Source organism: Rhizobium sp. BK418, assembly GCF_004341105.1.
In the GTDB taxonomy this organism is placed as follows: Bacteria; Pseudomonadota; Alphaproteobacteria; order Rhizobiales; family Rhizobiaceae; genus Rhizobium.
This window is the reverse complement of the sequence record NZ_SLZK01000005.1, coordinates 472,362-486,979: the sequence shown is the minus strand read 5'-3', so window position 1 is coordinate 486,979 and position 14,618 is coordinate 472,362. Positions and strand designations below refer to the sequence as shown.

Below are 14,618 nucleotides of genomic sequence, written 5' to 3'. Positions count from 1 at the left end.
TTGATTTCTTCAGAACGAGGAACTTCGTCGCCAGCAGCGCCGCCGCCCTCGTCAGTGAGTGGGCTTATAAGCCTACACCCGCAAAACAGTCAACACCACTCATCCAACTTTTTTGACATTTTTGTAACAGGTTGATTTTGCTGACAGTTTTACATGCTCCCGCTATTGGCGAGAGTCTGCCTGCCAAAATCACCCCGTTTCAGATCGGTTTTTCCGATCCCGGTCGATCAATGTCGTTTTCGGGTGCAGCCGTTATATGGGCATGCGCCTGCCCGATTTCCAGACCGCTTGCCTCGACCGATCCAATCGGTAGTTTGACAGGCACGTATCCATGCTTTTGCGGAGTTCAGAATGCTTGTCCTCGATGAAGACCAGACGCGGGCCGCCCTACCGTGGGCACAGCTTATCGATGCGATCGAAGCAATGTTCCGAAGCGATTGCGTCATGCCTGTGCGCCATCATCATGACATGGAGGTTCCGGGGGAAGAGAATGCCACGCTGTTGCTGATGCCGGCCTGGCTTCCCGGGCAGTATACGGGCATCAAGACCGTTTCGGTTTTTCCGGGCAACGTTCGCCGCGGCCTACCGGCGATCTTTGGAAGCTATCTGCTTTCGTCGGCGGCGACGGGACAGGTGTTGGCTCTCATCGACGGTGGAGAATTGACGGCACGGCGCACTGCCGCCACTTCGGCATTGGCATCGCGCTATCTCTCCCGGCCGGACGCCGAAGAGATGCTGGTCTGCGGCACGGGCCGGCTTTCCCTGAACCTCATGCAGGCACACGGGACGGTCAGACCGATCCAGCGTTACCGTATATGGGGACGAAATCGCGAAGCGGCGGAACGGGCTGCTGAGGACGCGCAGGCTCTTGGCCTGCAGACCGAAGTAGTGAGCAATCTTGAAGCGGCAGTAAAGACCGCCGACATCGTCTCGTGCGCAACGCTTTCCAGCGAGCCGCTTGTGTACGGCGATTGGCTGAAGCCGGGTGCCCATCTCGACCTCGTTGGCGCTTTCAAGCCCAGCATGCGCGAGAGCGATGACACCGCGGTGCTTCGCTCTGCCGTCTATGTCGATACGCGGGCGGGTGCGCTCAGCGAAGGTGGCGATATCGTCCAGCCGTTGAAGAACGGAGTGCTGAAAGAGAGCGACCTACGAGGGGAGCTCGCCGAGCTGATATCGGGAGCCCGTACAGGACGGGAGGATGCCCAGGAGATCACGCTCTTCAAGTCTGTCGGTGCGGCACTCGAGGATCTTGCCGGTGCCATTCTCGCCTATGAAATGATGACAGGACGAAAGTGAAGACCATGCCTTCCTTGCCGGAGCTTCCGGTTTCGCATGTGCTGCCGGACATCAGTGCCGCGCTTGGCGACGTGAAGCGGGCCGTGCTTTCAGCGCCACCCGGCGCCGGCAAAACGACGCTCGTGCCGCTCCATCTGCTGGATCAGGCATGGCGCGGCGACGGGAAGATCGTCCTGCTCGAACCACGCCGGCTGGCAGCGCGCGCCGCGGCAAGCCGAATGGCCTCTCTGCTTGGTGAGCAAGTCGGCGAAACGGTCGGCTATCGTATGCGCCTCGATAACCGGATTTCCGCGAAAACGCGGATCGAGGTCGTCACCGAGGGCGTCTTTGCCCGGATGATTCTCGATGATCCGGAGCTACGGGGTGTCTCGACTGTTATATTTGACGAATTCCACGAGCGTTCGCTGGATGCTGATTTCGGCCTTGCTCTGGCGCTCGATGTTCAATCTGCGCTTCGCAAAGATCTGCGTATCCTTGTGATGTCGGCAACGCTCGATGTCGAGCGGGTCGCAGCCCTGCTTGATCATCCACCCATCATCGAAAGCACGGGGCGAAGCTTCCTGATCGATATCCGCTATCAGGACCGGCCGGGCGGCGAGCGGATCGAAGATGCAATGGTGCGGGCAATTGCCGATTCTCACGCCAGCGAATCAGGATCGATTCTCGCCTTCCTGCCCGGCCAGGCGGAAATCACCCGAACAGCCGAGCGGCTGGAGGGGCGATTCGGCGCAGGAACGCTGATTGCGCCGCTCTATGGCAATCTCAGCCAAAAAGATCAGGACGCGGCGATCCGCCCTGCAGCAGCTGGCACCCGCAAGATCGTGCTCGCGACCTCGATTGCAGAAACCTCTATCACCATCGACGGTGTTCGGATCGTCATCGACAGCGGACTGCAGCGACTGCCGGTCTTCGAGGCATCGACAGGCATCACGCGACTTGAGACCGTGCGCGTGTCGCGCGCTTCAGCCGACCAGCGCGCGGGCCGTGCAGGGCGAACCGAGCCGGGCATCGCCATTCGCCTGTGGCACCAAGGCCAGACGGCCGCACTCCCGGCCTTCACGCCGCCGCAGATCCTTGCGAGCGATCTTTCGGGTCTCGTGCTCGATCTCGCCCATTGGGGCGTTCAGGATACGAAATCCCTCGCTTTCGTCGACCAGCCACCGGAGACGACGATCAGGGAAGCCCGGGCTTTGCTTGGACAGCTTGGTGCACTTGACAGGGACGGCGCGTTAACAGCACGCGGCAAGGTGATGCGCGATCTCGCATTGCCGCCGCGGCTGGCAGCCATGGTGGTTTCGGCTGGCGAATCCGGGCATGCCAAGGATGCGGCACTGATAGCCGTGCTGCTGACCGAGCAGGGGCTCGGCGGCACCAGCATCGATCTCGAAGATCGACTCCGGCGCTTCAAAGGCGAGAGAGGCGAAAGGGCCGAGGCATCGAGGCGGCTGGCAGGGCGGCTGGCGGAGGGACTCAACAAGACCTCGAGTGACGAGCCCGCTCTCGCTGGACGACTCCTGCTGCATGCGTTCCCAGATCGGATCGCCATTCAGCGCGGCGGCCGCGGACGCTATGTCATGGCGAACGGCCGGGGCACCGAGCTTGCGGAAACCGAACGATTGGCAGGCAGCCAGATGCTTGTGATTGCCGATCTGACGGGTCGGGCGGCCCAGGGCAGGATATTGGCCGCAGCAGAGGTTTCGAGAGCCGATATCGAGGCCGAATTGCCGGGCGAGATCCGCACGGACGACCAGACCTTTTTCGACCGTCAAAGCCGACAGGTGCGGGCGCGCCGTGCCACGAGATTAGGCGCCATCATTTTCGACGAGGCGCCACTTCCCCGCCCGTCGGGCGAGGCGGCGGTGCGGGCGCTTGCAGAGGGATTGCGTGAGCTGGGGCTTAGTGAGCTTCCCTTTTCCAAGGAAGCCCTGCAGCTTCGGGAGCGGATCGGCTTCCTGCACCGGTCGATCGGCGAACCGTGGCCTGACATGAGCGACGAGGCATTGCTCGATCGGATGGACGACTGGTTCGTTCCGTTCCAGACGGATGCACGCGGGCTTTCGGATATTTCCGCCTCGGGCCTCTCCAACGGCCTGATGGCGCTTGTGCCGCATGATCTGCAGCGGGATATTGCGCGGCTGGCGCCGACGCATTTCGAGGCGCCGACCGGGCAGCGCCATCCGATCCGGTATGACGGTGAGGAGCCGATGCTGACGATCCGCGTGCAGGAACTCTTCGGGCTCAAACAGCATCCGGCTGTCGCCGGCGGACGGCTCCCCTTGCTGCTGGAGCTTACTTCGCCGGCTCACAGGCCGATCCAGACGACGCGTGACCTGCCGGGTTTCTGGACGGGTTCCTGGAAAGACGTGCGGGCGGATATGAGGGGACGCTATCCCAAGCACCCATGGCCGGAAAAACCAGAGGATGCCCCGCCGACGACACGCGCAAAGCCCCGTGGTACATAATCTGTCTGCCAGCTGCATTGTGCTCTCCGAAATCGGAACCGCTTTTCGATAGCATTGTGCTTGGTTCAAAGAGTTAGAGCGTGCTGGTGCATCCGAATGGATGCACGATGCTCTAAAGGAGCATGCCGTGGTCGAGAAAACCGAGATCCAGACACAAGAAGACAGGCTCAGCAGCCGACGGCTGCGTTTGCAGACCTTGGTGCGATTGCGGTGGCTCGCAGTCACCGGCCAGGCAGTGACCGTCTTCATTGTTGCCTTCCTGTTGAAATTCCGCCTGCCGCTGGTCGCAAGCTGCTCGCTGATTGCAGCGCTCGCCTGGGTCAACTTCTATCTGACGATCCGCTATCCGCCGACGCACCGGCTGGAGCCACCCGCTGCTTTCGCGCTGTTGGGTTTCGATCTCCTGCAGCTTTGCGCGCTGCTCTTCATTACCGGCGGCCTTGCCAATCCGTTTGCGGCATTGGTCTGTGTGCCCGTCATCATTTCCTTCGCATCGCAGCCGATCCGCTACAGCACGGCGTTGATTGGCTTTGCGATGGTCTGCATTACCGTGCTTGCTTTCTCACCTTTCCCGCTCCCCTGGTTCGATGGGATGGAAATCAATGTGCACAATGTCATGCAGTTCGGCGTCTGGTGTTCGATCGCTTCGACCATGGCCTTTGCCGCCTTCTATGCCTACCGGGTTTCGATGGAAGCGAGCCAGCTTGCCGATGCGCTCGCGGCGACAGAGTTGGTGTTGCAGCGGGAAAAGCACCTCTCCCAACTCGACGGGCTTGCAGCTGCCGCGGCCCATGAGCTTGGCACGCCGCTTGCGACGATCAGCGTCGTCGCCAAGGAGATGGAGCGCGAGCTCAAGGATGACGACCGGTTTCGTGAAGATGTGCAGCTTCTGCGCAGCCAGAGCGAGCGTTGCCGCGATATCCTCCGCCGGCTGACGACACTCTCCTCCGAAGGCGAAGCGCATATGCGGCGCCTGCCCCTCTCCTCCATGATGGAAGAGATCGTGGCGCCGCACCGCGAATTCGGCATCAAGCTGGAGCTCATCGAAAAGAGCCCGCGAAAAGGTGAGCCGATAACCGACCGCAATGCCGGCATCATGTATGGGCTCGGCAATCTGATCGAAAATGCCGTCGACTACGCGCGGGAGAAGGTGACCGTCACTGTCGAGCACGATCACGAAAAGGTGCTCATCATCATCGAGGACGACGGCAACGGCTATGCGCCCGATATCCTGACGCGGATCGGCGAGCCCTATGTCACCAAACGGCAGAAGGAAGATACAGCCGGAGGCCTGGGACTGGGGCTTTTCATCGCCAAAACGCTGCTGGAGCGCTCCGGCGCATCGCTCGTTTTCGAGAATCGCGACCCGGAAAGTGCCGGTGCCCGCATTCGAATCGAATGGCCTCGCGTATTGATCGACGCAAATTCGACAAAATGACTTTGTCGGCATAAACAGGATATAGCGGTTGACGCATTTCGGACGTTCGACCGCCGGGACCGAAGCGATGACAGACCAGAACCACGAGATTTCCGCCGCTTCCAATGAGGAGCATATCGGGCCGGACCCGAGCCTGCTGATCGTCGATGACGACGGTCCCTTCCTGCGCCGTCTGGCTCGGGCAATGGAAGCACGCGGCTTTCACGTGGAAACGGCCGAATCGGTTGCGGAAGGCGTGGCGAAATCCCGAGGGCGGCCCCCGAAATATGCTGTGGTCGATTTGAGACTCGGCGACGGCAACGGTCTCGACGTCATCGAAGCTATCCGCCAACGGCGCGACGACACGCGAATCATCGTGCTGACGGGCTACGGAAATATCGCCACGGCGGTAACTGCTGTGAAGCTCGGGGCTGTGGATTACCTCGCAAAGCCGGCTGACGCCGACGATGTGTTTGCCGCGCTCACGCAGCGGCCGGGGGAGAAGGCCGAGTTACCGGAGAACCCCATGTCGGCGGATCGAGTCCGCTGGGAACATATCCAGCGCGTCTATGAAATGTGTGACCGCAACGTGTCGGAGACAGCACGCCGGCTCAACATGCACCGCCGGACGTTGCAGCGCATCCTCGCCAAGCGCGCTCCGAAATAACTAGACGTCATCCACATTGAACGGCTTGCCGTTTGCCCATTCGGCCATCATCAGCCGCTGTGCGGCAGCGCGCGAGAAGCTGAGTGTAACGGCTTTGCGGGTGGCAGGCGGCAGGCGATGTTCGGGTGCTTCACGCAGCATATGCGCACCGTAACCATCTGAAAGAAAAAGACCGCACTCTTCCGGGAAGATATCGAGAGGCACATCCTTGTGTGTCGCAAAGAATAGCCTGTCGCAATGCAGTCGGTAATCCGGCCATTTGCGATCGACCCTGAAATCCTCGATGGAGGTCTTGATCTCGATGATCCAGACCTCTCCCTTTTCCGAAAGCGTGATCAGATCGGCGCGCCGGCCGCTCGCCAGCGGCAGTTCCGGCAACACTGCATGGCGCATATCGTGGAGCAGGATCTGCATGCCACGGCGTACCATCATGGCCCTGTCCGATTGCCGGCCATCGATTAACGGATTGTTATTATAAACGCTCAAAATCGTCATGGATAACCATCAAGTGGGGTTGGCCGTTGTTGCAAAAAAGCCATGCGCTTTTAATTTGCGGCGCAGATGGATTTTGTCGCACAGCAGCAGCCTTGCAAAGGCAAAGTTAATCGAAAATAAACCATAAATAACGATGGTCGAAAGACTGTCCTTCCTGCCCCAAAACCTTCACGAGTCATCCATGCGCATCCGCAATGCATTCCCTGTATTTGGCCTGCTGGCGACCCTGGCCCTGGCCGGCTGTTCCACGACGTCCGAAACCGCATCCAACGACAAGGGCGCAGGTCCGACCGTTCAGACGGCACAAATTTTCAATGACGCCTACGGCGTAACGTCGGATGCCGGATACTCCTTGCCGGCAATTCCGATCGATCGAGTCAAGCCGGAATTCCGCCGCCAGATCGTCAGCTATCAAAGCGACGAGCGGCCCGGCACGATCATCGTCAACACGCGCGAGCGTCACCTCTATTATATCCTACCTGGCGGCAAGGCCGTCCGTTACGGCATCGGCGTCGGCAAGCAAGGCTTCGCATGGTCCGGCACGGCCTATGTCGCCTGGAAGCAGGAATGGCCGAACTGGCATCCGCCGAAGGAAATGGCCGTTCGTCGTCCTGAAATCGCCAAGTATGTCGAAGACGGCATGGGTCCAGGCCTTACCAATCCGCTCGGCGCACGCGCCATGTATCTCTTCAATGAGCAGGGCCAGGACACGCTTTTCCGCCTGCACGGCACTCCCGAATGGGCCTCGATCGGCACCGCTGCTTCGTCGGGCTGCATCCGCCTGATGAACCAGGACGTGATCGATCTCTACAGCCGCGTCCGTCCGGGCAAGACCACTTCCAAGGTCATCGTTATCCAGTAAGCTAAAGACTGAATTCGGTATAAAGAGGCCGCCGGGGGTTTTCGATCCGGCGGCCTTTTTGTATTTCGCTTCGTCTGGCTCAGGCGGTCTGCTTGGCCTTGAGCTCGATGCGGCGGCGATGCAGGACCGGCTCGGTATAGCCGTTCGGTTGCTCCCTGCCCTTCAGAACGAGATCGAGCGCTGCCTGGAAGGCAATCGAATCGTCGAAATGTCCGGCCATCTGCACGTAGGCCGAATCGCCGGCATTCTGCTGGTCGACAACGGCCGCCATACGCTTCATCGTTTCGATGATCTGCTCCTTGGTGACGACCTTGTGGTGCAGCCAGTTCGCCATATGCTGGGCAGAAATGCGCAGCGTTGCGCGGTCTTCCATAAGCCCAACATTGTTGATGTCGGGCACTTTCGAGCAGCCGATGCCCTGATCGACCCAGCGTACGACATAGCCGAGGATGCCCTGTGCATTGTTGTCGAGCTCGCGCTGGATTTCTTCCGGCGTCCAGTTCGGCCGCACGGCCACTGGCACAGAAAGGATATCCGATAGCTTGGCGCGAGCACGATCCTTCAGACCGTCCTGCACCCTGGCGACGTTGATCTGGTGATAGTGTGTGGCGTGCAGGGTGGCGGCCGTCGGCGACGGCACCCAGGCGGTATTGGCGCCAGCCTTCGGATGGGCGATCTTCTGCTCCAGCATGGCGGCCATCAGATCCGGCATGGCCCACATGCCCTTTCCGATCTGCGCATGGCCGGAGAGGCCGCATTCGAGCCCAATATCGACGTTCCAGTTTTCGTAGGCTCCGATCCAGGCAGCCTGCCTCATGTCGCCCTTGCGGATCATTGGACCGGCTTCCATCGAGGTATGGATTTCATCGCCGGTGCGATCCAGGAAGCCGGTATTGATGAAGACCACGCGTTCGCGGGCAGCGCGGATGCACTCCTTGAGATTGACCGTCGTGCGCCGCTCTTCGTCCATGATGCCCATCTTCATGGTGTTGCGCGGCATGCCCAACGCATCTTCGACGCGCGAGAAGATTTCGACGGCAAAGGCAACCTCTTCAGGGCCGTGCATCTTTGGTTTGACGACATACATGGAGCCGGCGCGCGAATTCTTGCGGCGTCCGGTCGGACCAACATCATAGAGCGCGATCAGGCCGGTGATGACAGCATCCATGATGCCTTCGGGAACTTCATTTCCAGCGCGATCGACGACCGCCGGATTGGTCATGAGGTGGCCGACATTGCGCACCAGCATCAGCGAACGGCGATGCAGTTCGAAAGTCCCGCCGCCCGGCGCCGTATAGGCGATATCCGGGTTGAGCTTGCGGATGAAGGTCGAGCCGCCCTTCGTCACTTCCTCCTGCAGGTCACCCTTCATTAGGCCGAGCCAATTGCGATAGACGACGACCTTGTCCTCGGCATCAACGGCGGCAACGGAATCCTCGCAGTCCATGATCGTGGTGATCGCCGATTCCAGCCAGACATCGGAGATATGCGCCGGATCGGTCTTGCCGATCGGCGTCGCGGCGTCGAGCACGATTTCGATATGGATGCCGTTATTCTTCAGGAGGATGTGCGTCGGGACGTTCGCATCGCCACGATAGCCGGCAAAATGTCCGGCATCTTTCAGCTCCAGAGCTTTACCATCGACGGCAGCGATCGCCAGAGCGCCGTTCCTGACGGCGAAGGAGCCGACATTCTTCCAGGAGCTGCCGTTAAGGGGAGCGGCGGAATCGAGAAAATTGCGAACCCAGGCAATGACCTTCTCGCCGCGCTTGGGATTATAGCCCTTGCCCTTTTCGGCGCCATCCGTTTCCGGAATGGCATCCGTGCCGTAGAGAGCATCATAGAGCGAGCCCCAGCGGGCGTTGGCGGCATTCAGCGCATAACGCGCGTTCATGACGGGAACGACGAGCTGCGGGCCGGCGATAGAGGCGATCTCGGCATCGACATTAGCAATCGAGACCTTGAAATCCGGCCCCTCCGGCAAGAGATAGCCGATGTCCTTGAGGAAGGATTGATAGGCGTCCATGTCCGTCGGTGCGCCGTTTTGACGATACCAATCGTCGACCTTCGCCTGCAGTTGGTCGCGCTTCAAAAGCAACGCGCGATTCTTCGGAGCCAGATCATGCACGATCGCTGCGAAATCGGCGAAGAACTTGTCTGCATCGATGGCGAGGCCCGGCAATGCTTCCTTCACGAGGAAATCATGTAGGACGGCTTCGATGAAGAGACCATTCTTTTCAATGCGGCTCATGCGGTGTCTCCCTTGCAGTGGCAGCTTTTTCATGCTGCCACTTTGCCCGGCTTTCACTCACAGTCAATTCAGCAACAATTCGAAAGATTTATGCAGGCTTGGAAACAGTTCGGCGCGTCACGCGCATCGGAAGGCCATTCTGCGGCTGCGTCGTCAGCTTCTGTACCGGCCACGGATTCGTCTGGTCGGTGGAATCGAAGCGATAGCGATGCATCAGAACGGCCAGCGCGATGACCGCTTCCTGAAGCGCGAAAGTGGCGCCAATGCAAACGCGCGGGCCGGCGCCGAAGGGCAGGAACTGGAAACGGCCAATGGCGGCACGATTTTCTGGCAGGAAACGTTCCGGCATATAAGCGCGCGGCCGATCCCAGTGGAGTTCGTGGCGATGCAAGGTCCAAGGCATGATGAGCACAGTAACGCCAGCTTCAATCTCCACCCGCTCACCCTTGGGGCTTGTCCAGGAATCGTCTGATATGGCGGCGCGATTGATCGAAGGAGCCGGCGGATAGAGGCGCAGCGCTTCTTCGAAGGCGGCATGGGTCTGCGGCATCAGATCCGGCCATTCGACCGGTTCGGCACCTGAGGCCAGAACCCTGTCGATTTCCTCCTCCATCGCTGCGCGGATATGCGGACTGTTGGATACGCAATAGAGGGTCCAGGCGAGCGCGCGGGCGGTCGTCTCATGGCCAGCACCGATGAAGGTCAGGATATTGTCTTCGATCTCTTCCTTGGTGAGGCCATCAGGACCGGCCTGCTCCAGAAGAAGGGTAAGAAAATCATTCGGCGCGGCGCTTCGATCGGCCTTCATCTTGGCAAGCCGCAGATCCATCGTGTTGCGCACGATGGCACGGAATTTGTCCAGCACCTTCTGGCCGCCGATGCGTGTCACACGTGGAACCCATGATGGCGCACGCAGCAAATCCATCGGATCGACGCGGCCCATGCGATGCAGGAGTTCATTCACGTCATCGGCGAAATGACCGCTTGACGTGACGATCTCGCCTGAGAACAGCGTGTCGGCAAGGATTGCGAAAGTCAGCTCGGTCATGTCGGTGCTGATATCAAAAATCGCGCCGGCCTCGCCGACAACGGCATATTTACGCGCGTAATCTTCCGACTGACGCAGCATCTGGCCGGCGAAACCCTTGGCGTGGCGAGGCGTGAAGACGGGAGCGACCGCTTTGCGTGATCGTTTCCAGACAGCGCCTTCAGCCGTCAGGAGACCGTCGCGCAGGATCGGGCGCAGCACGAGCTGGCGTATCTCCGACATGCAGTAATTATTGGCATTATCGACCAGTACATGCTTGATCAGGCCGGGATCGTTGACGATCAATGTTCTCTGGCCGAAGAAACTGGTGCGGATCCAGGGCAGCGTATAGGAAGGCTCGCCCCAGAGCTCCAGCGGGTTGCGGAGGATAGTTCTGATGATTTCGAGCCGCGACGGCGGCACGGTACGCGGCAAAGGTGCAGGCGGAACGAAGGGATCCGGACGCATGTCCATCAGCATAGCCTTTCCCGGAAAGGTCTCGTCTTCCCGGCAGGCGTGAAATTAGAGCAGGCCCTTGAGCTGGTCCAGCTTGTCGTTGATCAGCCAGCCGTAATAATTCTCTTCCGGCCAGACCATCGTGCCAGACGCACGGTTCTTGGCGGCAAGGGCGGCGGCGCGTTGGCGAGAATTGCCGACATTATAGAGCGTCGCGGTGATGCCCGGGTTGTCCGAAATATCCATGCCAGCGATCTCCTTGTAGTCGTCGATCGATCGGCGGATCGAGGCAGCAACGAAGGCGAGCGAAATATCGGGATTCATGATCGCCTTGTAGACCGAGCCGGCATTCTTCTCGTTGAGCTTCGGATAGCCGGAAACGCGAGATACCAGATCGGACAACATGAGCGCCGTCAGCGGATTGACCTGTCCGAGACCGAAAGTCTGGCCGGCATAAAAGGGTTGGAAGAAGACGGCGCTGAAACGATTGTTCGGGAAGCTCTTGCCACCAACAGTCTTGCCGCGGAAATCGCTTTCCCAAACATCTTCTCGGCAGGTCCAGAGTGTATAGGAATCGGCCTTGCCGTTACAGGCGGCAAATTCCGGCCGGTCGACGAAATCATCGACACTCTCGCCGTCATAAGCGAAACGGAAGCTCTCGCCGGCGTAGGAGGCGGCCTTGACATAATAGGCCTGAAGCCGGTCATAGGCATCGACATTATAGGTGTGCTCGCCGACGATCGCGCCGATGACGTGGATCGGGTTGATGCCGTAGGCATTCGAAACCTTCTTGATCTTCCCGAGGAGCTCATGGTCGGTCGACAGGAGGTCATAAACCTTCTCATATTTTACATCGAACGTCGTCTTGGTGCCCTTGGTGCGGCGGACCGAAGCGCCCGGGATATCCGGTTGTTCGGCATTACGATTGCCGGGCGGGACGACCTGCACCGCAAAGGCAGGGGCCGATCCCGCAATGGTCATGGCAATCACAAGGCTTGTCAAAAGGCGTCGCACGATCTGCTTTCCCGTCTTTCCCTGTCGTTTTTCGGGTAGCGGCTGACTGGACCAGAATCTTGTCCGAATAAAGCCGGCACAAAAACAAAGCAGGCCTTTCACTAAAAAGTAAAAGGCCCGCTGTCGAGAGTTCAGATCGTCAAAGATTTGGCATTGCCGTGCAAAGACGGAAAGCGATGTTTACCGATCACAGGATGAAGCGCGACAGATCCGTATTTTGCGCGAGATCCCCTACATGTTCCCGAACATAAGCGGCATCGATCTTCACATCCGTGCCGGCACGATCCGGTGCATTATAGGAAATGTCGTCCAGCACCCGCTCCATAACCGTCTGCAGGCGGCGGGCGCCGATATTCTCGACGGAGGAGTTCAGGTGGACGGCGACATCGGCAAGCGCATCAATCGCGTCATCGCTGAAGTCGAGCGTCAGGCTTTCGGTTTCCATCAGCGCTTTATATTGGCGGATGAGGCTCGCCTCGGTTTCCGTCAGGATGCGGCGGAAATCTTCCTTGTTGAGCGGACGCAACTCCACGCGGATCGGCAGACGGCCCTGCAATTCGGGCAGCAGGTCCGACGGCTTGGAAACGTGGAAAGCGCCGGAGGCGATGAAGAGGATGTGGTCGGTCTTCACCGGGCCGTATTTGGTCGAAACCGTCGTGCCTTCAACGAGCGGCAGTAGGTCTCGCTGAACGCCTTCGCGGGAAACGCCGGCACCGACACCGCCATCACGGGCGGCAATCTTGTCGATTTCGTCGAGGAAGACGATGCCGTCGTTCTCGACCGAGCGGACGGCTTCGCGCTGGATGACCTCGTTGTCGATCAGCTTGTCGGACTCATCGCGGATCAGATCCGTGTAAGAGGCTTTCACCGTGGTGCGAACCTTCTTGGTGCGGCCGCCCATTGCTTTGCCGAACATTTCCGACAGGTTCAGAACGCCGATATTGGCGCCCGGCATGCCAGGGATGTCGAATCCGCCCATGCCCGTGCCTGTATCGGCCACTTCGATATCGATTTCCTTGTCGTCCAGATCGCCGTTGCGCAGCTTCTTGCGGAAACTCTCGCGCGTCGCCGGCGAGGCTGTCGCACCGACCAGCGCATCAAGAACACGTTCTTCGGCGCTCATATGCGCCTTGGCCTGAACTTCGCTGCGCTTCTTTTCACGCACCAGGCCGATACCAACTTCGACGAGGTCGCGAATGATCTGCTCGACGTCGCGGCCGACATAACCGACTTCGGTGAACTTGGTGGCTTCGACCTTGATAAACGGTGCGCCGGCGAGTTTGGCGAGGCGGCGAGAGATTTCCGTCTTGCCGACGCCGGTCGGGCCGATCATCAGGATATTCTTCGGCATGACTTCATCACGCAGGCTCGGATCGAGCTGCTGGCGGCGCCAGCGGTTGCGGAGCGCAATCGCCACGGCGCGCTTGGCCTCATGCTGGCCGATAATGTAGCGGTCGAGTTCGGAAACGATCTCGCGGGGGGAAAAAGTGGTCATATCAAATCCGTTTCTTCGGGTGGGTCCATAACCATGAAATAGGCTGGGCCATATATTGATGTTCTCGTGTCGAAATGCCGGAAGCCTGCCTTTTCGTAAGCGCGGATCGCTCTTGCATTCGCGGGATCGGGATCGATTACGATCCTTGTCGCACCGGCAGCGAAAAGCTCGACAGCCATCTGCCTGACAATCGCGCTGCCGTGGCCCTTGCCCAGCAAATCCGCGTCGCCGATCGAGATATCCAGTCCAAGCGTGCCCTTCGGCTGGTCCTGATAAGGATGGCCCTCTTCAAGATGCGGATCGTAGCTCTGCAGGTAGGCGATCGGCGCTCCATCCAGTTCCACGATCATCGGCCGCGTTTCCACGCCCGTCATAGACTCCCTGATCGACGCAAGCTCCTTGTCGACAGCGCCCCACCATTCAGCAATGTGCGGCTCGCCGAGCCAGCGCGCCAGAAGCGGAAAGTCTTCGTCGGCTACATCACGGAATGTGTATCGGAGCGCGTTGTCAGCTTTCGGCATCCAGCGTTTCCACGATAACATTGTGGTTCGTGTAGACGCAGATGTCGGCAGCGATATCCAGCGCTCGGCGGGCAATCTCTTCAGCTGACTTGTCCGTGTCGGAAAGCGCAAGAGCTGCGGCAAGCGCGAAATTACCGCCCGAACCGATGGCCGCGACGCCGTGCTCCGGTTCCAGGACATCGCCGTTGCCGGTGATGGCGAGCGTCACCGACTTGTCGGCAACAAGCATCATAGCTTCGAGATTACGCAGATAACGATCGGTGCGCCAATCCTTGGCGAGTTCAACAGCAGCGCGCATCAGCTGGCCCGGATACTGTTCCAGCTTCTTTTCGAGCCTTTCCAGAAGCGTGAAGGCATCAGCGGTAGCGCCGGCAAAACCCGCGATCACTTCGCCCTTACCAATGCGGCGGACCTTGCGCGCGTTGCCCTTCATAACTGTCTGGCCGAGGCTGACTTGGCCATCGCCGGCCACCACGACCTTGCCGCCTTTTCGAACTGTGATAATTGTCGTCATCAAACACCTGTTGCCCCAACTCACGGGCGGTTCCAGCGGGCCGAACATCGGCCCTGTTGGACCCTATGTAAGTCGGCGCGCGGCGATTGCAAATGGCCTGCCTTTTCTGCCTTGCGCTTCTGGATATTTCACAATCCG

The 14,618-nt window shown here is 59.6% G+C and carries 12 protein-coding genes; 5 read left to right on the top strand and 7 right to left on the bottom strand.

The features are described from left to right. The first annotated feature begins 351 nt into the window (after window positions 1–351). The 4 genes from EV281_RS22150 (at window position 352) to EV281_RS22135 (ending at window position 5,845) form a co-directional block, all read left to right on the top strand. Window positions 352–1,299 (top strand): ornithine cyclodeaminase family protein, encoded by a 948-nt coding sequence (locus EV281_RS22150; RefSeq protein ID WP_132656274.1) that lies wholly within the window; start codon window positions 352–354, stop codon window positions 1,297–1,299. A gap of 5 nt (window positions 1,300–1,304) precedes the next feature. Beyond that, window positions 1,305–3,761 (top strand): ATP-dependent helicase HrpB, encoded by a 2,457-nt coding sequence (gene hrpB, locus EV281_RS22145; RefSeq protein WP_132656272.1) that lies wholly within the window; start codon window positions 1,305–1,307, stop codon window positions 3,759–3,761. A 127-nt stretch (window positions 3,762–3,888) separates the two neighbouring features. Then, window positions 3,889–5,199, top strand: a complete 1,311-nt coding sequence (locus EV281_RS22140) for an ActS/PrrB/RegB family redox-sensitive histidine kinase (RefSeq protein WP_207896884.1) — start codon at window positions 3,889–3,891, stop codon at window positions 5,197–5,199. Between the two features lie 67 nt (window positions 5,200–5,266). Then, window positions 5,267–5,845, top strand: a complete 579-nt coding sequence (locus tag EV281_RS22135) for an ActR/PrrA/RegA family redox response regulator transcription factor (RefSeq protein WP_132656313.1) — start codon at window positions 5,267–5,269, stop codon at window positions 5,843–5,845. Here the strand turns inward: EV281_RS22135 and EV281_RS22130 are convergent, their stop codons facing one another. Further along, window positions 5,846–6,340, bottom strand: coding sequence for an MmcB family DNA repair protein (locus EV281_RS22130; RefSeq protein ID WP_132656268.1), 495 nt, complete (start codon window positions 6,338–6,340; stop codon window positions 5,846–5,848). Window positions 6,341–6,521: 181 nt separating this feature from the next. Between EV281_RS22130 and EV281_RS22125 the strand changes: the two genes are divergently transcribed. After that, window positions 6,522–7,202 (top strand): L,D-transpeptidase, encoded by a 681-nt coding sequence (locus EV281_RS22125; RefSeq protein ID WP_132656266.1) that lies wholly within the window; start codon window positions 6,522–6,524, stop codon window positions 7,200–7,202. 79 nt (window positions 7,203–7,281) lie between these two features. Here EV281_RS22125 and EV281_RS22120 read toward each other — a convergent pair whose 3' ends face one another. The 6 genes from EV281_RS22120 to hslV all read right to left on the bottom strand — a co-directional run bounded on the left by EV281_RS22120 (window position 7,282) and on the right by hslV (window position 14,480). Further along, on the bottom strand, window positions 7,282–9,453 hold the full coding sequence (locus EV281_RS22120; protein ID WP_132656264.1) for a malate synthase G: 2,172 nt from the start codon (window positions 9,451–9,453) through the stop codon (window positions 7,282–7,284). 88 nt (window positions 9,454–9,541) lie between these two features. Next, a complete protein-coding gene (locus EV281_RS22115; protein ID WP_132656262.1) occupies window positions 9,542–10,954 on the bottom strand; it encodes a cytochrome P450 in 1,413 nt (470 codons plus the stop codon). A 48-nt stretch (window positions 10,955–11,002) separates the two neighbouring features. Beyond that, complete coding sequence (locus EV281_RS22110; protein WP_132656260.1) at window positions 11,003–11,950, bottom strand: DUF1402 family protein; 948 nt, start codon at window positions 11,948–11,950, stop codon at window positions 11,003–11,005. Between the two features lie 187 nt (window positions 11,951–12,137). Continuing rightward, window positions 12,138–13,445 carry an ATP-dependent protease ATPase subunit HslU gene (hslU, locus tag EV281_RS22105; RefSeq protein WP_132656258.1) on the bottom strand — a complete coding sequence of 436 codons (1,308 nt, stop codon included), beginning with the start codon at window positions 13,443–13,445 and terminating at the stop codon, window positions 12,138–12,140. After that, window positions 13,442–13,966 (bottom strand): GNAT family N-acetyltransferase, encoded by a 525-nt coding sequence (locus EV281_RS22100; RefSeq protein WP_132656256.1) that lies wholly within the window; start codon window positions 13,964–13,966, stop codon window positions 13,442–13,444. The genes hslU and EV281_RS22100 overlap by 4 nt, the downstream gene beginning before the upstream one ends. Continuing rightward, the gene (hslV, locus tag EV281_RS22095; protein WP_132656254.1) at window positions 13,953–14,480 is read right to left on the bottom strand and encodes an ATP-dependent protease subunit HslV; all 528 of its coding nucleotides are present in this window, start codon (window positions 14,478–14,480) and stop codon (window positions 13,953–13,955) included. Before hslV ends, EV281_RS22100 begins: the two co-directional genes overlap by 14 nt. Between the last annotated feature and the right edge of the window lie 138 nt (window positions 14,481–14,618).

Bases quoted from the DNA above. Each gene is read 5' to 3' on its own strand.
- EV281_RS22150 (WP_132656274.1), top strand. From the start codon at position 352: ATGCTTGTCCTCGATGAAGACCAGACGCGGGCCGCCCTACCGTGGGCA.
- hrpB (WP_132656272.1), top strand. From the start codon at position 1,305: ATGCCTTCCTTGCCGGAGCTTCCGGTTTCGCATGTGCTGCCGGACATC.
- EV281_RS22135 (WP_132656313.1), top strand. From the start codon at position 5,267: ATGACAGACCAGAACCACGAGATTTCCGCCGCTTCCAATGAGGAGCAT.
- EV281_RS22130 (WP_132656268.1), bottom strand. From the start codon at position 6,340: ATGACGATTTTGAGCGTTTATAATAACAATCCGTTAATCGATGGCCGG.
- EV281_RS22125 (WP_132656266.1), top strand. From the start codon at position 6,522: ATGCGCATCCGCAATGCATTCCCTGTATTTGGCCTGCTGGCGACCCTG.
- EV281_RS22120 (WP_132656264.1), bottom strand. From the start codon at position 9,453: ATGAGCCGCATTGAAAAGAATGGTCTCTTCATCGAAGCCGTCCTACAT.
- EV281_RS22115 (WP_132656262.1), bottom strand. From the start codon at position 10,954: ATGGACATGCGTCCGGATCCCTTCGTTCCGCCTGCACCTTTGCCGCGT.
- hslU (WP_132656258.1), bottom strand. From the start codon at position 13,445: ATGACCACTTTTTCCCCCCGCGAGATCGTTTCCGAACTCGACCGCTAC.
- EV281_RS22100 (WP_132656256.1), bottom strand. From the start codon at position 13,966: ATGCCGAAAGCTGACAACGCGCTCCGATACACATTCCGTGATGTAGCC.
- hslV (WP_132656254.1), bottom strand. From the start codon at position 14,480: ATGACGACAATTATCACAGTTCGAAAAGGCGGCAAGGTCGTGGTGGCC.